Here is a 19,552-nt window from a genome sequence, read left to right as displayed (position 1 = left end):
CCAGCCGATCTAACCAATCCTCAAACTCCTCTAAGTACAGTGTATCACTTTCTTCTATTCTCTTCACTTAATTTTCTTTCCTCATTTTTTATATAATTCTCCTCCTTCTATATCATACGAGGCACCATTTTAACCATTTTTAATGAATAAAGTTTCTCGTGGTATTTGTCAATTTTATTGTCAAGACAAAATAAATATTTATTGTCAAGTAATAATAAAATGGTTTTCTTTTTTTGTCACCCTTGAGCGTTTTTTGCGAAGGGGTCTCTTAGTTTGAGGATGTCATTCCGAGACAAGAACGGAATGACAGAGAAAAAACAATGACGCTCACTTTCGTCATCGCGAGGAACGTAACGAAGAGAAGTGACGTGGCGATCTCAAGGTAAATCTTCTTTTTTTTGTTTTTATAAAACAATTGTTTGTTGCTAAGGAGGAGATTGCCACAGGGCAAAAAACTGCCCTTCTCAATGACAAGAAAAAGTGCAAAGACTTATTCTTTGTCTCTGCGAGGAATATAATGATGAAGCAGTCCCATAGTAATATTTCTATTGTTTTCTTGAAGCAATGTTTTGTTGGTAAAGCGAAGATGCTGAAATGATCCCGAAATAAATTCGAGACTAAAGGTTCGTCAAAATGACAGAATAGGAACAAAAGAATGCAGAGACAGTAGTAGCGTTAACAACAAAGAATTATTAGCTGTTTTATTCTGGTACGCCCGAGGGGAGTTGAACCCCTATCTACGGCTCCGGAGGCCGTTGCCTTATCCATTGGGCCACAGGCGCACATTACATCCATCAAATTATAGGTTAATGCAGTGAAAATACAAGCCGCAAACCTTTACCATCAAGTATCAGCACATGAAAACTTGCAATTACAATACGAAACGGATAAAATAAACATATGAATAAAAATTCAAATTTCCAGAGTTTAGTAACATTAAAAGGAGGAATTTATATGATAAATCCTGACAAAATAGCTCAGTACATAGGGAAACCAAAAGAAGAATTTACCAAAAAAGACCTGATCAAATTTATTGAAGAAAATAACATTGAGATGATAAACTTCCGTTATGTAGGGGGGAATGGAAGGTTAAAGACACTCAATTTTGTAGTTACAAGTAAAGCTCAACTGGACCAATTGTTATCAAGAGGAGAAAGAGTAGACGGATCCAGCTTATTCTCTTATATCGACACGACCTCAAGCGACCTCTATATTATACCCCGCTATAAAACCGCTTTTATAGATCCATTCTCTTCCATCCCTGCGATAGATATACTTTGCTCATACTATCGAGGAAATGGAGTTCGTCTGGCAAGTTCCCCTGAAAACATCATCAGAAAAGCGCATCAGGTATTGAAAGATAGTACAGGTTTGACTTTTGAAGCAATGGGAGAGTTAGAATACTATGTCATATACGATAATGATCCCCTTTATCCTTCTTCCAATCAGAAAGGATATCAAGAATCCTATCCGTTTATTAAATGGGAAAAAATACGTTACGAAGCAATGCAAGCCATCACTCAAGCAGGCGGGAAAATAAAGTACGGCCATTCCGAAGTAGGTAACATCTATAATAAAGAGTTTTCAATGGAGCAGCATGAAATTGAATTCCTCCCTGTGCCAATGGAAGACGCTGCTGATCACATTACTATTGCCCGATGGATGTTAAGAGTAATAGGGTACAAACACGGGGTAACAATCAGCTTTGCACCAAAGATATCATTGGAACACGCAGGTAGTGGACTTCATATCCACACAAGGCTGACATCAAGAGGTAAAAATATGATGATAAACAAAAATCATCTAAGTGATACGGCACGGAAAGCTATTGCCGGATATTTAACACTATCTCCCTCTTTGACTGCATTCGGCAATACTGTCCCTACCTCTTACCTGAGACTCATCCCTGGCCAGGAAGCGCCAACAAACATTTGCTGGGGTGAAAGAAACCGTTCCGCATTGGTAAGAGTTCCTCTGGGATGGCTCAATGTCAAAAATATGGCTGAAGATGCAAACCCTCTGGAAAAAAGCAAACTCAAGGAATATGGAAGCAAACAAACTGTAGAATTCCGCTGTCCTGACGGCTCGGCTAATATTTACCTGCTGCTGGCAGGATTATCGGTAGCTGCACGACATGGGCTAGAAATGAAAGATGCGTTAAAACTTGCCAACAAACTTTACATCGGAACATCTTCAAATAAAGGAAATGCACCTGTAAAGAAAATGCCTCGCCTGCCTAACTCCTGCTGGGAATCCGCTGAAAACCTGTTAAAAGACCGTAAGATTTATGAAAAAGACGGAGTTTTTCCTGAAAATATAATTGACGGCATAGCAAAAACGCTTAAAAACTACGAAGACAAAAATTTGAGCAAAAAATTGTACGGCAATAAAAAAGAACTTCAAAAACTAATCAGCAAATACCTACATTGTTCATAATTACGTCACACTGGTGCCTGGCACCAGTGTGACGTAGTGCGTAGTTTTAGATTTTCATTATTACAACGCCTACCAGGCCAGGCCCAGTATGAACACCCAAAACAGGCCCGATTTCTCCGAAAGACGTTTCTTCTACCTTCTTATTTTTGCTGAATTCGTCATACAATTCTTTTGCTTCATCTTTAGCGGCAGCATGCATCACATCCACTGTATATCTTCCTTCTTTAATCTTTTCCATACCAACTTGAGCCAGCTTTTCTAAAGATTTTTTCCTGCCGCGTGTTTTCTCATATGTATAATACACTCCATTCTCATTAATAGAAATTATTGGCTTTATTTTTAGCAATCCACCTATTGTGCCTTCTACTTTACCAATACGTCCACCCTTAGTCAAATATTTTAATGTGGCTACAACAAAAAACGCTTTTATATAATTAACTTTATCCCTTGTTTTCTGCACTATTTCATCAAACCCCAAGCCTTTTTCCACTAATTCATGCGCATAAAGTACTAATCTGCCCAGCCCCATTGAAAGCGATTTTGAATCTATAACTTCCACATTTAATCCTTCAATTTCTTTGCTCATCAGTCTCATTGCGTTACATGTCCCGCTTAACCCAGTGGAAATATGAATTGCAAGCACATGAGTGTATTTTTTCTCTCTTAACTCTAATAGTTTTTCTTTAAATTCTTGAGGAGACGGAACAGAAGTAGTTGGAATCTCCTCACTTAATCTATCATACACTTCTTGCGGGGTAATATCAATTCTATCGTGATAAACCCTGTCAGCATAGACAACTTTCAGCGGAACAACATGAATATCTTTACCTTTTAATAAATCACTTGTTAAATCACAAGTGCTGTCAGTGACTATAGCTATTTTTTCATTCATTAGCCCCTCCCCTTTTACTAATTTTTTTACTTCTTACAACTGACCGTTCAGTCAGTTTTAATTATATCTTAGTAAATTTTCCTGTCAATGCCCTTTGGCAAAATTGTTTTCATCTGCCCCACAGCATATAAATTATTCAACAGTTACGGATTTAGCCAAATTGCGCGGCTTGTCAATATCTAAACCTCTGGATTCTGCTATATAATACGCTATAAGTTGGAGGGGGATAACAGATATAACAGGAGAAAGATCATCGATTGTTTGTGGGACATAAAACGTTTTATCTGCAACTTCTTCTATCTCATTATATCCTTCTGTTGCAATAGCAAGCACTCTTCCCTTCCTTGCTTTTACCTCTTTTATATTGCTCAGTGTTTTTTTGCGAAGAGGCGCATACGTATCGATAGCAATGACAAGGGATTGCGGAGTAACTAACGCAAGCGGGCCATGCTTTAATTCGCCGGCAGGGTATCCTTCCGCGTGAACATACGAAATTTCTTTTAATTTCAGTGCGCCTTCAAGAGAAAGCGCATAATCAAGGTTCCGCCCTATATAAAATGTTTCTTCGATCGTTTTTGTAGTAGATGCAAACTCTGCAATTTCATTGCTTCTATCAAGGATTGCCTGAGCTTTTCCCGGGAGAACAAAAAATTCATCCACCAAAGCTTTTTCATTTTCCTTCAGAAGAAGCCCGAGTTTTTTTGTAAAATAAAGCAGAACAAGCGCTACCACTTCAACCTGGGCTACATATGCCTTTGTTGAAGCTACTGCAATTTCCGGGCCTGCGTGCACATAAACAACATTGTCAACTTCTCTTGCGACAGAGCTTCCTACAACATTTACAATGCCAATCGTCTTTGCTCCTTTTTCTTTTCCAAGCCGCAATGCCGCAAGCGTATCAGTCGTTTCCCCTGATTGGCTAATTACGAAGAGGAGCGTTTTTTCGTCTATCATGGGATCCCTGTATCTAAACTCAGATGCAACTTCAACTTGCCCGGGCAATTTTAAATATTTTTCAGCGAGGTATTTGCCAACAACACCTGCATGGTATGCCGTGCCACAGGCAACAAAGAAAATTTGGCGAATATTTTTTAGATAATCTACTGATATTTGTTCAAGTTCGGGTATTTCAAAAGAACCGTTCCTTACTCTTCCGCGCATTGCTTCTTTAATTACATTCGGCTCATCGAAAATTTCCTTCAACATAAAATGTTTGAAGCCGCCCTTTTTTGCATCTTCAACGTCCCACTGAACCTGCTGAACAGGCCTTTTAACGCTATTGCCATTAGCATCCCATACACTAACGTCGTTCTTTGTAATCTTCACGATATCGCCATTTTCAAGGATAATAATTTCTCTTGTGTATGTTAAAATAGCAGGTATATCAGATGCAATAAAATTTTCACCTTTCCCCAGACCAACAATTAAAGGACTGTCCTTTCTTACAACAACAAAATAATCTTTCTGGTTTTTGGCCATTACAGCAATTGCATAAGAACCTTCCAACATTTCATATGCTTTCTTTACAGCTCCAAGAAGGTCTCCTTCATAAAATTCCTCAATCAGATACGCAATAACCTCTGTATCGGTTTCCGAACGAAAATCATGCCCTTCTTTAATAAGCATTTTTTTAAGCTCGAGATAGTTTTCAATAATGCCGTTGTGGACTACTACAATATTTTTACTTTCACTGTAGTGAGGATGCGCATTAACATCATTTGGTGCGCCGTGCGTCGCCCAGCGAGTGTGCCCTATCCCGAGATTGCCCTTTAAATCTTCATCTTTGAGACGCTCTTCAAGTGCTTTTATCCTCCCTTGAGTTTTCACCACTTTCAGATCTTCACCCAGTATTGCAACGCCTGCTGAATCGTAACCTCTGTATTCAAGGCGTTTCAATCCATCTATTAAAATAGGCAGTACTTCTTTATCGCCTATATATCCTACTATTCCACACATTATTTTTCCTCCTCAATAAACAATCTTATTCTATCAGCAATTTCTTTAATTTCTGATTCACTCTCACCCTCAACCATAATGCGGATTAAAGGCTCTGTTCCTGAAGGCCGTACCAAAATTCTGCCTCTTCCCTCAATGCACAATTGCTCTTTTTGTATAAATTGTTTCACGCTTTCTTTCTGTATAATTTTTTTGCTCTTTACGTCCATATTCACAAGAATTTGCGGAAAATGGACAATGCCTCTACGCAATTCACTGAGTGGTTTGCCTGTTTCTTTCATTACTGATAATAGAACAAGAGCCGTGACCAACCCGTCTCCAGTATGATTCTCTTTAATGAATATAATGTGGCCGGACTGTTCACCGCCAACAATTGCTCCTTGCTTGTTCATCTCTTCCAATACATATCTATCACCCACAGGTGCTCTAACAAAACGAATTCCACTTTCTTTAAACGCCTTTTCAATGCCAATATTGCTCATAACGGTGCCTACTACCGTATCATTTACAAGAAACCCTTTACTTTTTAAGTGCCTACTTATAATTAGCATTGTTTCATCGCCGTCAACAATTGTGCCATTTTCATCAGAAAAAATTACCCTGTCACCATCACCATCATGAGCAATCCCAATATCCGCACCAATTTTTACTGTAACAGAAGAAATAAAAGAAGGAGTAGTGGAACCGCAATTCACATTAATTTTTTTTCCGTCCGGTTCGTTATTGTAGGGGATTACTTCTCCACCGCATGCTTTAAGCATGACAGGCGTTGTATAGTACGTTGCACCAAAAGCACTGTCTACCACAATTTTAACTCCGTTTAGGTCAAGCGGAAATCTTTTGTAAAGATGGCTGATATATTTGTCCTTAAATGTTTCGTCTACTGTTATTCTACCTAAAGCATCACCATGGGGCATATCGTACCCCTTAAAATTATCTTTCAGAATCTGTTCTATTTTTTCTTCCAATTCGTCTTTCAGCTTGCATCCATCAATATCAAAAAGTTTTATGCCGTTGTATTCCACTGGATTGTGAGATGCAGAAACTACAATACCTGAAGAAAAGTGCATCAAACGAGTAAATAAAGACACAGCAGGAGTTGGCACAATCCCCGCCTGGACCACATCCACCCCTATGCTAGCAATGCCTGCTGATACTGCATTCCTCAACATAGGAGATGAAACGCGCGTGTCTTCACCCACAAGAAAAGATGCACCATTCTTAAAGATAAAACCAGCCGCTCGTCCAAGGTTAAGCGCTAATTCTGCTGTTAATTCCTTATTTGCAATACCACGTACGCCATCAGTTCCAAATATTTTTCTCATATCAAAACATTGTACTTGCTGAATAAAATAAATCAAGTTTGCAAATAACTAACGACCTGGGCAGTAAAAAAGATAGAGCTATGGAGAATTTATCTTTACAGTGAGTGTAATTGTCCCTTCCTTTTCTGGTATGTTTATATTGCTTATTTTGTACGATTTCTCCAATTTTTCCAGAACAACAGGCAGTGTTTCGCTATCTATTGTGTAAACAAAGAGATTCTCCTCGCCACTTTTCAGCTTGCCATACTGAGCCAAAAGCGCAATTACATCTGTTTTTTCACTTTCTTCCACCATTATCTCAAACCCCGCATGAGACAAAATAAACTCTCCTTGAAATCCTTTCCCCGGACCAGATTCATAAGGGAGCTCATCCTCTGCCGGTGCCGTTGTTCGTATATTGTTGTCTATTTCAGGAGATCCAAGCTGATAATCATATTTTAAACCTGGAACTTTCAAAAACAGAAACAAAACAAGAAGTATTGCAGCAAAAGAAATCGCCCGATAGGGAACCCGGAAGCGTTTTCTGTGCACTTTTTTAAGAACATTTTCCTCAATGCCTGGTAAAGCGTTTACCTTCATATCGGAAAGCATGGCTTTCATCTCGCTGAGCTGTTCATAATATTCTCGCGCTTCTTTATCTTTTCCAAGAAGTTTTTTTATCTCCTCTTTGTTTCCTTCTCCATTAATGTATTTCGAAATTTTTTCTTTCATCACTCTTTAGACAGCTCCCTCTCAAAAAAGTTCCGTTTTAAAATTTCTTTTCTTAAATGCTCCCTTGCTCTGAATAAGCGAGACTTAACAGTCCCCACTGGAACTGCTAAAAGTTCGCTTGCGTCTTCATAATTAAGCCCTTGAATATCCACAAGTGTAATAGCCTCCCTTTCAATTGCAGTAATGTGCTTCATTCCCTCCCAGATAATCTGCTTTTTTTTATCGTTTCCCTTGAATTGCTCCTCAGAATAATCTACAGCTTTTTTCCATTTTAACCTATCTTTCAGCCTGCTCCGTGCTCCTTCGCTTTCAAGCATATTTTTGAGCGTGTTCATCCCAATGCGGTAAAGCCACGTAGAAAGAGATGCCCTGCCATCAAACTGGTTTATCTTCTTAAAACACTTGATAAAAGTATCTTCCACCACATCTTGAGCAACTTCAGATCTTTGCGCAACATGAAATACAGAATTAAAAAGAAAGTTTTTATATTTTCTTATAACATACTCCTGCGCGTAAACATCGTTCTTCTTTAATCGCTCTATAATTTCTTCTTCATCCATTTATTATAGTATAGAATATCTCGCTAAAAACACATAGTAAAACTTGCATAGCTTAATAACAAAAATATAATAAAAGCATGAAATATATAATTTCTATTTTAATAGCATTTTTAATGGGAGCAATTCCTTGGCCATACATCGTAGGGAAAGTTACAAAGCATATAGATATTAGAAAATATGGAAGCAAAAATCCCGGTGCAGGGAATATATTTCATCTGGTCAGCTGGCGAGCAGGAACGGTAGCACTGCTGGGAGATATGGCAAAAGGATACTTTGCGCTTTATTTTATCTACAGGTTATACCATTTCTCGCCAACGCTGCTCATATATTTTGGTCTTGCTGCTGTATTCGGCCATGTATTTTCACCATTTTTGCAATTTAAGGGAGGGAAGGGGGCTGCTGCAACGCTTGGTGTATTTCTTTTTATTCTTCCTCTTGTAGTGCAAGCAAGAACTGTGCTGCTACTCGTTCTTGTTGCAATTCCATGGTCGATAATACTTATAATCACCCACTCACAGGTGGTAAGCCTTTTTGTCGCAGTACCATTTTTCCCTTTAGTTTTGTGGTTTATGACGCACGACACTACCCTTGTAATATCAGTAATAATTTTCGTTATTTTTATGGAAATTCTTGGGCTGAAATCTACCAAAAGAGAATGGCCTATTGCATATGAAAAATATGTAAAAAAATATTTTCATCATAGTTAATCGTCATCAACTTGACCTACTACCGTTATTATTTATAATGAATCGGAAAGCCGAAGTGGCGGAATTGGCAGACGCGGCGGACTCAAAATCCGCAGGGGTTCAGAGCCCCGTGAGGGTTCAACTCCCTCCTTCGGCACCACTTGTATATACAATACTTTTATATCAACACATGCTCTTTAAAAGCGCATTCAAAAAATTAAAAATAGCAATATTTAATTAAGAACAGTAAGCATTTCGTATTGTTGATATTTTTTATATAGTTTTTATAATCATTTGCAAGATGAATAACTTAATTTTAATTGAGATTAACAAAGTTTTACTCTAATGGAGGATGCAGCAAATGAAAGCTACAAGAAAATTATCCATCTTTAAAAAATACTTAACATTATGGGTTTTAGGCTGTATTGGCATAGGTATCTTGTTGGGAAAAGCAGCTCCTGAAATTGCAATCAAGCTGGATTCTTTTTCAATATACAATGTTTCAATACCCATTGCTATCTGCTTATTTTTTATGATGTATCCGATTATGGTAAAAATAGATTTCAAAGAGGTGATAAAAGCTACAAAAACTCCCAAACCTGTTTTTTTAACTTTGTTCATCAATTGGGCAATCAAGCCATTTACCATGTATTTGATTGCTTCATTCTTTTTGGGCTTCTTATTTAAGGGATTCTTGCCTGGAACAGAAATAATTAAAACGGGGCAGGAAGTTGAGCTATGGCGAAGTTATATTTCCGGTACAATTTTATTGGGTATCGCGCCCTGCACGGCTATGGTACTAATGTGGAGCTACCTTGCAAAAGGTAATGACGGACTCACTCTGGTAATGGTTGCTATAAATTCGCTTACTATGCTTGTACTTTATGCCCCCATTGGACGATTTTTACTTGGTGTAAATGCAATGCCTGTCCCATGGAAGACAATTTTATTTTCTGTGCTAATATATGTGGCTTTGCCATTAGTCGCCGGATATTATTCCCGAAAATATATCATAAAATCGAAGGGAATAGAATGGTTTAATACAAAATTTTTACACTGGCTTACACCTGTTAGTATAGTTGCACTCCTTCTCACATTGATACTTTTATTCTCTTTTAAGGGTAAAATTATAATCGAAAATCCTCTTACAATCCTCTGGATTGCTATTCCTCTTTTTATTCAAACAATACTTATTTTCAGTTTAGGATATTTTGTTTTAGCAAGATTGTTTAATCTCTCATATCACGATGCTGCTCCTGTTGCAATGATCGGAGCTTCAAATCATTTTGAGGTAGCAATTGCAACTGCAACAATGCTCTTTGGCTTATCGGCAGGCGCTACACTGGCAACTGTAGTTGGCGTTCTCATTGAGGTACCGTTAATGCTCACACTTGTTTTTATTTGTAAAAGAACGTGTCGTTTATTTGAAGAATGTCACTTACCAGAATGTGTACAAGAAATTAAAAGTTGAAAGGAGTAAACAATGAGAAATATTTGTCATTGTTGGTGGGACGGCTGGGGCAATCATTAACTCTCTGTAAAAGTAATTAATGTAAACTATTCTTCGGGTCAAGGAGGATTAAAATGGCTAAAAATTGGTATCCAATAATAGATTATGGCAAGTGTACAGGTTGTCTTGCCTGTGTAAAGTCTTGCCCACACGGAGTACTAAAGGAAGAAAATGGCAAACCTTTAGTGGCCAATCCTGATGCATGTGTAGAGTTTTGCCGGGGTTGCCAAAAGGGAGCCTGCGAAAACGATGCAATAACATATTTTGGAGATAAGGGGGTAAAAAATGGCTAAAAAAGGACTTTTGCTTTGTGTTTGTCAGGGTACTTGTCCGTCCTTTCATGAAATGGACATTTTTGAGGTATTAAACACAATAAGAAGAGAAAATCTTGTCGATTTTGTAGCTATCCATCCACAACTTTGTGCTGATGATGGAGATGAATTTCTTAAAATTCTTATGGCAAACAAAGAAATCGATAAATTATTTGTGGCAGGATGTGATTCACGTATGCAGCAAAAGATGTTTAAGGATGCATTTAAAGAAGCCGGTTTTGATGTTAATCATCACTTTCCGGTAGATATCAGGAATATGACAACGGAACAGGCAGTGGATGCAATAAAAAAACTGGTTGGACAAAATTAATTAACACAGAGCAATTTAAGATTGGGGGAGAAAATACCCCCAATCTTTTTTATTTAATCTTCTCTACAAATTATCTCCAAATTTATTCTACGGCATGCTAAACTTTTTTAAATTCATTTGACTTTAAAAAATTGTACAGTGTCCGAAAAAAGAAAACAATCAAATAAAAAGCGGGGTTTACCTCAAGAAAGTTTTTTTCATTTATGATATGGGAAAACTTATATTTTAAGGTCGCTTTTTAATTTCTCTAGTGTGTAAGAACAGCTGATAAACACTACATTTATAGCATATCTTTTGAGGCACTCATAAGCCTCTCAAATTTAACGATTTTGAAGAAAAAGGAATAAACTATTGAAAATCATTTTTATAACGCTTAAAACGCATAAAAACGCTATTAAATAATCCTGCGTTTAACAGCTTTTATTGGGTATGGTACGAAGGAATGCGGGTTTCTTTAATTATGACTATAAAACAAATATTAAAGAAACCCTTTATTTAAGCCAAACTTATTTTTACCCATTGTCCTATAAAGATGTAATTTAAAAAAACTGCCAAGAAACAGCATAAGTTCGTAGCAATAGAGTGTTTATCACTGTTTTCTGGTATACTTAGTTCGGGAGATGTATTCCACTGCGATTCTGTAAGGATAAAAGATGAGATCACTTTTTTTACACCCCTTCCGTAATATTGGGCATGTCTAATATTTTCTACAAAAAATTAAATAAAGAGTGAACCCAACTGATACACAGCAGTCGCCACCACCCATCCTATAACAAGCGAGTACACAGTGATAAAAGTAGTCCACTTCCAACTGTTCGTTTCTCTGTAGATTACACCGATTGCAGCAATACATGGAATATAAAGAAGGCTCATCACCATAAATGAATATGCTGAAAGTGGTGTAAAGTATTTTAGAAGAGAAGCAGAGAGAGCTCCTTCTCCACCAAAAAGTGTTCCAAATGTTCCAACAACTATTTCCTTTGCAATTATCCCAAAGAGTAGAGCAACTGCTGCTTGCCAGAATGGAAATCCTGCAGGTCTAAAAAGGGGAGCAAAAAATTTTCCGACAAAACCAATTAAGGTTGTTTCACTTGCATATTCAGAAGACATAGGAAAACTTGCAAGTAACCATATTAAAATAACGCCAGCAAAAATTATAGTTCCTGCTTTTTTAAGAAATTCCCTGCCTCTTTCCCAGGTATGGATCGACACTCCCTTTAACGTTGGGATTCTATAAGGCGGAAGTTCCATTACAAGAGGAGAAACAGGACCTTTAAGTTTTGGTATTGTTGACTTAAATAATTTAGCAGAGAACACTGCAACAACTATTCCAAGTATATATAATGAAAATACTACGATTCCTTGATTTGTCTTAAAGAAAATACCAGTAAACATCACATAAACAGGCAATCTCGCAGAGCAAGATATAAAAGGATTTATTAAGATTGTTAAAAGCCTGTCTTTCTCAGAGGAGATTGTTCTCGCTGACATAATTGCAGGAACATTACAACCAAAACCAAGAATCATAGGAATAAAAGATTTCCCAGGAAGACCAATTGCATGCATTGCCTTATCCATAACAAATGCTGCTCGTGACATATAACCAACATCTTCAAGAAAAGATAGAAAAGCAAAAAGAATTAGAATAGTTGGCAAAAAAACGAAAACAGCACCAACTCCACTTATAATACCGTCGCCAACAAGCGAAGATAACCATCCAGGCGCATCAATTGATGCAAGCCAAATTGCTGAAGATTCAGCTAGCCACCCAAAAAAAGTATCTATAAAATCAGCAAAAATTCCTCCAACAGTAAAAGTTAATTGGAATGTAGCCCATAATAAAAATGCAAAAATTGGAATACCTAACCATTTGTTCGTAACAATTCCGTCTATTTTATCTGAAACTGTAAGCTTTTCTTCAATTGTAGGAACTCTCCTTACACATTGACGAATAATGCTCTCTATAAACCCATATCTTCTCTCGATTATTTCTGTTTCAAGATCATAACCAAATCCTATTTCAAGTCTCGATCCTTCGTGCATTGCAACCTCTACAGACCTTTCATATCCAAGTTCTCTAACTTCTTTAATTATTTCTATATCTCCTTCAAGAAGTTTTATGGAGAGAAATCTTGTTGGATAAGGAGAATTTATACCCGAAAGGGACTCTTTAACTCTTTTTATTGCTCCTTCAATCTCTTTCCCGTAATCAATTCTTAGTGGTTGTATTTTTCTGTTTCTAGATCTGATTATCATTTCTTTGAGTTCATTAAGCCCAGCTTTTTTTGTCGCAGAGGTCATTACCACAGGTATCTCAAGCAATTCTTCCATTTTTTTAGTGTTCACTCTGACTTTTCTCTGTTCAAGAATATCTGCCATATTCAAGTCAAGAACAGAATTTACACCAAGTTCAAGAAAAGAGACAAGCAAGTAGAGATTTCTTTCAAGATTTGTGGAGTCGGTTACAGAAACAACGACATCCAGCTTTTCTTTTATCACATAGTCTCTTGCAATTCTCTCATCAATTGAATAGGCAGTTAAACTGTAAGTTCCAGGTAGATCTGTCACAAGGAATTCATACTCCTTGTATTTAAATCTTCCTTCTTTTTTTTCAACCGTTACGCCTGGCCAGTTTCCTACATGAGCACGACCACCAGTCAACGCATTAAAGATAGTGGATTTCCCTGCATTTGGGTTACCGGCCAAAGCAACATTTATAGTTTTACCTTTTGCAATTAATGCATTTGTCATAAAACTCTCCTTTCAAATTTGAAATTTTTAATGTAATTTCCTTACAATTATTTTTGCTGCCATTCCTTTTCCCAGAGCAATCCTTGTGTCGTGAAGGCCTATAATTATAGGTCCATTCCCAACGTTTAAAATAATTCTTACCTTTATCCCGGGATATATTCCCATTTCCATAAGTTTCTTTAAAAAACCTCTTCCTCCTTGAATTGTTGTTACTTCAAATTCTTCGCCTGACTTTCCAAAAAGTAAAGGCATCATATCTCCTGCACAATGATCTTTTCTGCTTCTTCCTTCCTTAAAGAAAGATGGTAACCAAGAATTAAAATATCAATCGGGTCTCCAAGTGGAGCAACCTTTTTGATCCTCACAACAGTTCCAGGAACTGCTCCCATATCAAGAAGTCTGCTCTTTAAGGATCCTATACCGCTTTTGATCCTCACAATTTTTCCACCTTCCCCCTTCTTTAATTCGCTTAAAGGTTTTTCTTTTATCTTTTTCATAACTTCTCCTTCTTTATACTTAATCTCTGGGAATTTCCCGGTTTCCATGAAATACTTAAACTGTTCAGGGAAACGAGATTCACCCATTTTTGAGGACATTTCCATAAATTCTGTAAATTTTGTTAGAAGACCAAGTGTACTCGATGTTAAATCATGCTCCATTTTGTGCGCATCTTTTTCTGCAATTATTTCGTTAACTCCAAGTATTTGATGTAGGAATTTAAAAACTGTCTTATGTCTGTCATAGAGTTTTTTTGCTTCGTTTAATCCTTTATCCGTGAAAGTTACATAGCTATACTTCTCATGAGAGATTAATCCTTTTTCTGACAATTCTTTCAAAGCATTTACAACAGAGGGAAGCTTTACTTGCCTCTCCTTTGCAATGTCTTTTAACCTTACTACTTTATTTTGTTTACTAACAACAAAAATCCCCAGGAGATAATCCTCAAGACTTTCACTTAATGCGTATTCCATTTTTTCACCTCCTTAAATTTACAAGTATTTCTAAGAATACAGGATACGCAAGAATTAGAATTAAATTTTAATTCAGAAACATAGGAGAGTTTTCCCTTAGAAGACCAGAAATTTAAAGCCTTTATTGTCTCATTTCTTGAAATTCCTGCTTTTCTCACAAGTTTTTTCAAACTTATAACTCCTTCTCTTTTTGCCAAAGCAAGTATTACCTCGTACATTTCTTCCTCCTGTTAGGATAACCTAATAATGTTAGTCTTGGCTAATTATATGAGGAATATTTATCCTGTCAAGTGCCTGAATGGAATATTAATTAAATTTGTACAAATTGATAAAACATAAAAGAGGATAAGATTTACTTTTCTACATTTGAACTCTCCTGCTTAATTCCGGTAGAGTTTTTACTTTCTGCTTTAAAAAATTTTCTTGACTTTAAAAAATTGTAGGATGTAAAATTAGTGAGATACTTTATAAGAAGCAGCCTCCCTACACGGGAGGCTGCGAAATCCTTTCTTAATTTATAACAAGAAAAAACTTAGATTTTACAATTTAGCAGATAGTGAGGGAAATGTATCCACAATTGCTTTTATAATTTTATCTCCTCCGTGTTTTAAAACATCTGCAGTAGGCAACTGGTACTTTGCTTCATAGTTTTTCACTGCCCTATCCATCTCTTCGTCTGTCATCTTTTCGTGGTTCAGCGTAATAGCTATAACGCCTGCTTTAGAAAGCTTTTTAATGAGATTAATTTCTTTTTGAAGATCCGGGATAGACAAAAATGGATAATCACAGTATACTTTCCTTTTCGGCGCATGCTGCAGAATAATTGCCTTAGGACAAGCTCCTTTTAAAATTGCAAAAGAACTGAGAAAGGCAGGATGAGAAAGAGAACTTTGCCCCTCAACTAATATAATATCCGGGTGTTCATTTTCATAAGCCTGGACGACGGCATGCTCTACTTCTCCTATTATAAACTCCCCCGGTATCGCATCCAATGCTCTACCATACTTTGCTCCCTGAACAATACCTGTTTGCCCTGTCGTAATAAAAACAGCGTTTATTCCTCTTGCTTTCAGTTCCTCTTTCAAATAAATCGCAGTAGTCCTTTTCCCAATAGCCGTATCCGTCCCTAAAACAGCAACTATTGGGGTTTTTACATCAAAAATTTTCCCGGTAAAAAGATGCATTTTTCTCTTTGTTGGTGGCTTTCTGATATCAAAGATTTTTACACCGTAAGCCCTGGCCTCTTTCATCATAGCTCTATCTTCGGTAAAGAAATCCATCAATCCGCTTACAATATTCAAATGGTGTCTTATAGCATCTAAAATAATTCCTCGGTGCTCTTTTGGAAGTCTCGCATTACCAGGAGCAATGCCATAGATAAAATAATTAACAGGTTCTTTTATCTTTGATATTGCGTCTTCAATGCTTTTATAAATCAGGATTCCATTTTTCTTGCCGTCAAGGTATTCTCCTGCATCCGCACCTTCTTTTGTGCTGTCTATCACTCCTACTATTTTGTATGTGCCAGAGTATCTCACAAGGCCGTTTGCTGTTTTTCCGTCAAGCTCTCCGAAAAATCCCTCGCAAAAAATAATTGCGTTTTTATCCATAAATACCTCCTCTCTTGTCGTTATGGGCATATGCTGATAAAAAATACTACATTTGAGAATAACAGAAATAAGAAATTTGTCAAAATCTATTCACGCATATGAAAAACACTCAAGCAAATTAAAGTGAATAAGAATAAAATCTCTTATTAAAAATTATTCAAAAATTATTAAAATAATAACAAAACAAGGCAGTACCTTTTAAGAGCGGTACTCGTCGTATTTAATTAATAGTATGATGTGTGCCGCTCTTTATATCTAATATTTATGAAGTATCCTATTAAGTGCAAGGATGTCAGTTAACAACGCTTGTCCTGTTTCTATCCTTCCTGCCCCGGGCCCTATTATGGTAACATCTCCCAGGTGATCTGTTGTAAATGTAAGAGCATTTATTGCTCCCATAACATTTGCAAGAGGGTGCGTGAGGGGCACTTCTCTTGGTAATACTTTTGCGTTTACAATGTAATTCTTTTTTTCAACTTCAGCGATGAGCTTTATCCTGCGATTGTTTTCTTTCGCTTTTTTAACATCGCTAAGTGTTATACCAGTTATTCCTACTCTCTCAACGTCCCGCACGTTTATATTTTCTCCCATAACAACATCAGCCATTATAACAGTTTTTACTGCTGCATCCCATCCTTCAACATCAGCAGTAGGATCCGTTTCAGCATATCCCAATTTTTGCGCTTCAACTAATGCGACTTCATATCTCTTTCCTTCTTCCATTTTTGTTAGTATAAAATTGGTGGTCCCGTTTACTATACCCTGGATTCTTGAAACATCGCACCCTGCTAAAGATTCTAAAACTAAGTTCAGCGCAGGAGTTCCACTTAAAACAGTCCCCTCAAATCTCAAATACACTTCATTTTCATCAGCCAATTTTTTTAGCTCCTGATAATGAAGAGCAATTGGCCCTTTATTTGTTGTAACCACATTTTTTTTGTTAGAGAGAGCTGTTTTTATGTGTGTTAATCCCGGTTCTCCTGTTCTTGTGTTTGTTAGTGTAGCTTCAACGATAAGATTTGTGTTAGTTTTCCTGATCGTCCTCATACTATTTAAATTTCTTATTCCAGAAGGATAGTTTTTCAAATTTCCTTCCTTCCCAATAAGGTCTAAAACAGTTGCTAAATCCAAACCACTTTCATCATATACAGACCCTTTTACGAGATCTGAAATTGCGGTAATCTCAAAATTAAATCCATACTTTCCCTTTAGTTCTTTTCGCTTATTGTGTAATATCCTCACTAACCCCAACCCTACATTTCCCAATCCTATGATGCCTATTTTGCACTTCATTTTTCTCACCTCTAAATTTTGTTTAATCCTAATTCGTCGAGTTTTTCCTGAGTTGGTATGCCATTCTCATTCCACCCCCTGATAAAATAATACTCCGTAAGCATTGTATCAAAAGCATCTCTTAACAAAGAAATTCTTTTCTCTCCATTAGGAGGCATCGGTAAAGATTCTTCAAACATTCGCGGAGGTAGTGTGTCGTCTTTTCTTGAGACATCGGCTTCTCTTATATTAAATAATCTTGTCAAATTCCAGATTCTCTCACCTATCTCTATGTATTCTTCCTCAGTAAGGTCAATTCCTATGCTGTACTTTAAACCCGCCAAACAATCTTCGACGCCAAGGGGAGCAAAATCACATAAAATAATTGAAAATGCAGCGGCTCTTTCATCCTGTACATCTTTTACAAACTGTGCAACTCCCTGGATCGAAAATCTTTTTAAGATTCCGTCAATTTCCGGGCGCACTGTCCATGCCCTTTGATGACATCCACCTCTATCAGAAGTTGCATAGGCAATTGCCATTCCCCATGAGCTTCTCGGTTCATAGCCGGGAAGTTCCATTCCTTTTACATGAATAGCAAACTTTTCGCTGTTCTGCCCGATCTTTTCAGCGGCTTTCCTTGTCCCATCGGCAAGGAGATCTCCTATCCCGTTTCTATACGCAATATCCTTTATCAGCTTTCGCTGCCCTTCAGCATCACCAAATTTAGGAGCATCAGCCAGTATGCCTTTTCCTTTACACTCCATTCCGAATGCAACAATCCCGCCGGTAGAGATAGCGTCTAACCCAAGTTCATTACAAAGAATAAGTGCTTTTGAAACATCTAGAATATCTTTTATTCCATTATCGCTGCCAAGCAGGGCAATATCTTCATACTCAACTTTTACTGCCTTTTCATCAATTTCAACAACCTTTCCGCATATAATCGGGCAATTATAACAGCTTACATCACGTTTCACATAATACCTCAAATTTGAACCTGATATGCCGTATCCGTTCTCTATGTATCCCGCTTGGAAATTACGAGTTGGCAGAATGCCCATCCGATTCATCGGGTCTATCCAGTATGATGTCCCTAATACTCTTCTTGTGTGAACAAATGTATTCTCTGTAATCCTTTTTGTCATCTCGGCAGAAATCTCTTTAAATTTATCTTCATCATAAACATCAATTTTCCTGGAGCCCTTTACGGCTATCGCTTTTAAATTCTTGCTGCCCATAACTGCGCCCGGACCCCCTCTTGCCGCTATGCCTGCCCTCCAGGGATCACTGTCTTTGTCTATTGCAATTGATGCAATCTTGACTAAATTTTCTCCTGCTGGACCAATTGAAGCAATATGGGTTTTGTTATCCGTTTCCCCTCTTATCTCATCGATTGTTTCGCTGACAGTTAATCCCCACATTTCCTCTGCATCTCTAAATTCTACATTGTCGTCGTTTATCCATAGATACACCGGTTTTTCACTGCGGCCTTTTAATATAATGCCATCAAAACCCGCCCTTTTTAGCTCTGGTCCAAAAAAACCTCCAGCGTGACAATCTAAAAAAAGTCCTGTAAGCGGTGATTTGGTAACTACTGTAGTTCTGCCAGATGTAGGAAATGGAGTCCCTGTAAGAGGACCGTTAAGAAACATTAAAAGATTGGCAGGAGATAATGGATCTGTGTGTGGCTGTAGCATTGTATACAGAAGATACGCTCCAAGCCCTTTTGCCCCAAGAAATTTTTTTATAACATCTTCCTCTATCCTTATCTCATTAAAGCTTTTGTTAGATAAGTCAACTTGTAGCAACCTTCCAAATAACATTACCCCCCCTTTTTTTTTATTTTAAATCCCGCTTACCTGTGTAAATTCTTTGCGGCAACAAAACTCAGACCGTTTTCCGTCAATGCCTTCGCTGTATTGTTTATAGCCTGGTGCTTATCCATGTAATTCTCCTGAAGAAAGCTCATCGTGACCGGATCAATTTCATCTTTTGGAAGGAAATAATCCAGAATATCAGAAGGATGTTCTCTTATTTCTTCCACTCTTATTTCACCGCCTTCATGTTTTGCGCTGATGTTTTTTACCTTTGCAGCTAACTCTATCAGCTCATTTCTCCTGTCATATGGCTGTTTTACAATATGCTTGTAAGATTCCAATATATGGTGCTCAAATCGCACGCTATCTTCAAAACCAAAAGCTTTCCGTGCAATTGCCCCGGTTTCTAT

Annotated in this window: 18 protein-coding genes and 2 tRNA genes; 6 read left to right on the top strand and 14 right to left on the bottom strand. The window is 37.4% G+C overall.

What is annotated here, in order from left to right; translation table 11 throughout:
- Window positions 1–707: 707 nt before the first annotated feature.
- Window positions 708–782, bottom strand: a tRNA-Arg gene (locus U9Q18_07010).
- 172 nt (window positions 783–954) lie between these two features.
- On the opposite strand from U9Q18_07010, the gene U9Q18_07005 reads away from it, so the two are divergent.
- Window positions 955–2,436, top strand: a complete 1,482-nt coding sequence (locus U9Q18_07005) for a glutamine synthetase family protein (GenBank protein ID MEA3314107.1) — start codon at window positions 955–957, stop codon at window positions 2,434–2,436.
- A gap of 46 nt (window positions 2,437–2,482) precedes the next feature.
- Here the strand turns inward: U9Q18_07005 and U9Q18_07000 are convergent, their stop codons facing one another.
- The 5 genes from U9Q18_07000 to U9Q18_06980 all read right to left on the bottom strand — a co-directional run bounded on the left by U9Q18_07000 (window position 2,483) and on the right by U9Q18_06980 (window position 7,880).
- Complete coding sequence (locus tag U9Q18_07000; protein MEA3314106.1) at window positions 2,483–3,328, bottom strand: DegV family protein; 846 nt, start codon at window positions 3,326–3,328, stop codon at window positions 2,483–2,485.
- 132 nt (window positions 3,329–3,460) lie between these two features.
- The gene (gene glmS / locus U9Q18_06995) at window positions 3,461–5,284 is read right to left on the bottom strand and encodes a glutamine--fructose-6-phosphate transaminase (isomerizing) (GenBank protein MEA3314105.1); all 1,824 of its coding nucleotides are present in this window, start codon (window positions 5,282–5,284) and stop codon (window positions 3,461–3,463) included.
- Entirely contained in the window at window positions 5,284–6,609 is a 1,326-nt protein-coding gene (gene glmM / locus U9Q18_06990) for a phosphoglucosamine mutase (GenBank protein MEA3314104.1), read from the bottom strand. Before glmM ends, glmS begins: the two co-directional genes overlap by 1 nt.
- A 78-nt stretch (window positions 6,610–6,687) precedes the next feature.
- Complete coding sequence (locus tag U9Q18_06985) at window positions 6,688–7,320, bottom strand: hypothetical protein (protein ID MEA3314103.1); 633 nt, start codon at window positions 7,318–7,320, stop codon at window positions 6,688–6,690.
- Window positions 7,320–7,880 carry a sigma-70 family RNA polymerase sigma factor gene (locus U9Q18_06980; protein MEA3314102.1) on the bottom strand — a complete coding sequence of 187 codons (561 nt, stop codon included), beginning with the start codon at window positions 7,878–7,880 and terminating at the stop codon, window positions 7,320–7,322. The genes U9Q18_06985 and U9Q18_06980 overlap by 1 nt, the downstream gene beginning before the upstream one ends.
- A 77-nt stretch (window positions 7,881–7,957) precedes the next feature.
- Between U9Q18_06980 and U9Q18_06975 the strand changes: the two genes are divergently transcribed.
- From U9Q18_06975 to U9Q18_06955, 5 genes are all read left to right on the top strand, one after another.
- Complete coding sequence (locus U9Q18_06975) at window positions 7,958–8,587, top strand: glycerol-3-phosphate acyltransferase (protein ID MEA3314101.1); 630 nt, start codon at window positions 7,958–7,960, stop codon at window positions 8,585–8,587.
- Between the two features lie 49 nt (window positions 8,588–8,636).
- Window positions 8,637–8,726, top strand: a tRNA-Leu gene (locus U9Q18_06970).
- A 201-nt stretch (window positions 8,727–8,927) separates the two neighbouring features.
- Window positions 8,928–10,037 (top strand): ACR3 family arsenite efflux transporter, encoded by a 1,110-nt coding sequence (gene arsB, locus U9Q18_06965; GenBank protein MEA3314100.1) that lies wholly within the window; start codon window positions 8,928–8,930, stop codon window positions 10,035–10,037.
- A 113-nt stretch (window positions 10,038–10,150) separates the two neighbouring features.
- On the top strand, window positions 10,151–10,369 hold the full coding sequence (locus tag U9Q18_06960) for a 4Fe-4S binding protein (protein MEA3314099.1): 219 nt from the start codon (window positions 10,151–10,153) through the stop codon (window positions 10,367–10,369).
- The gene (locus tag U9Q18_06955; protein MEA3314098.1) at window positions 10,362–10,718 is read left to right on the top strand and encodes a heterodisulfide reductase subunit A-like protein; all 357 of its coding nucleotides are present in this window, start codon (window positions 10,362–10,364) and stop codon (window positions 10,716–10,718) included. Before U9Q18_06960 ends, U9Q18_06955 begins: the two co-directional genes overlap by 8 nt.
- A gap of 717 nt (window positions 10,719–11,435) precedes the next feature.
- Here the strand turns inward: U9Q18_06955 and feoB are convergent.
- From feoB to U9Q18_06915, 8 genes are all read right to left on the bottom strand, one after another.
- Window positions 11,436–13,469, bottom strand: coding sequence for a ferrous iron transport protein B (feoB, locus tag U9Q18_06950; protein MEA3314097.1), 2,034 nt, complete (start codon window positions 13,467–13,469; stop codon window positions 11,436–11,438).
- A 27-nt stretch (window positions 13,470–13,496) separates the two neighbouring features.
- Window positions 13,497–13,724, bottom strand: coding sequence for a FeoA family protein (locus U9Q18_06945; protein MEA3314096.1), 228 nt, complete (start codon window positions 13,722–13,724; stop codon window positions 13,497–13,499).
- Window positions 13,721–14,440: a metal-dependent transcriptional regulator gene (locus U9Q18_06940; protein MEA3314095.1), complete on the bottom strand. Its 720-nt coding sequence runs from the start codon at window positions 14,438–14,440 to the stop codon at window positions 13,721–13,723. Before U9Q18_06940 ends, U9Q18_06945 begins: the two co-directional genes overlap by 4 nt.
- A complete protein-coding gene (locus tag U9Q18_06935) occupies window positions 14,425–14,658 on the bottom strand; it encodes a FeoC-like transcriptional regulator (protein ID MEA3314094.1) in 234 nt (77 codons plus the stop codon). The genes U9Q18_06940 and U9Q18_06935 overlap by 16 nt, the downstream gene beginning before the upstream one ends.
- A 321-nt stretch (window positions 14,659–14,979) precedes the next feature.
- Entirely contained in the window at window positions 14,980–16,050 is a 1,071-nt protein-coding gene (locus U9Q18_06930; GenBank protein MEA3314093.1) for a DUF1611 domain-containing protein, read from the bottom strand.
- 255 nt (window positions 16,051–16,305) lie between these two features.
- A complete protein-coding gene (locus U9Q18_06925) occupies window positions 16,306–17,343 on the bottom strand; it encodes a homoserine dehydrogenase (GenBank protein MEA3314092.1) in 1,038 nt (345 codons plus the stop codon).
- A gap of 11 nt (window positions 17,344–17,354) precedes the next feature.
- Window positions 17,355–19,148 (bottom strand): aldehyde ferredoxin oxidoreductase family protein, encoded by a 1,794-nt coding sequence (locus U9Q18_06920; protein MEA3314091.1) that lies wholly within the window; start codon window positions 19,146–19,148, stop codon window positions 17,355–17,357.
- Window positions 19,149–19,180: 32 nt separating this feature from the next.
- Window positions 19,181–19,552: hypothetical protein (locus U9Q18_06915; GenBank protein ID MEA3314090.1), on the bottom strand; the 372-nt coding region annotated here is incomplete at its 5' end.

The organism is Caldisericota bacterium, from assembly GCA_034717215.1.
Classification (GTDB): Bacteria; Caldisericota; Caldisericia; order Caldisericales; family Caldisericaceae; genus UBA646.
The sequence above is the reverse complement of the archived record's forward strand: the minus strand, read 5'-3'. Positions and strand labels throughout refer to the sequence as shown.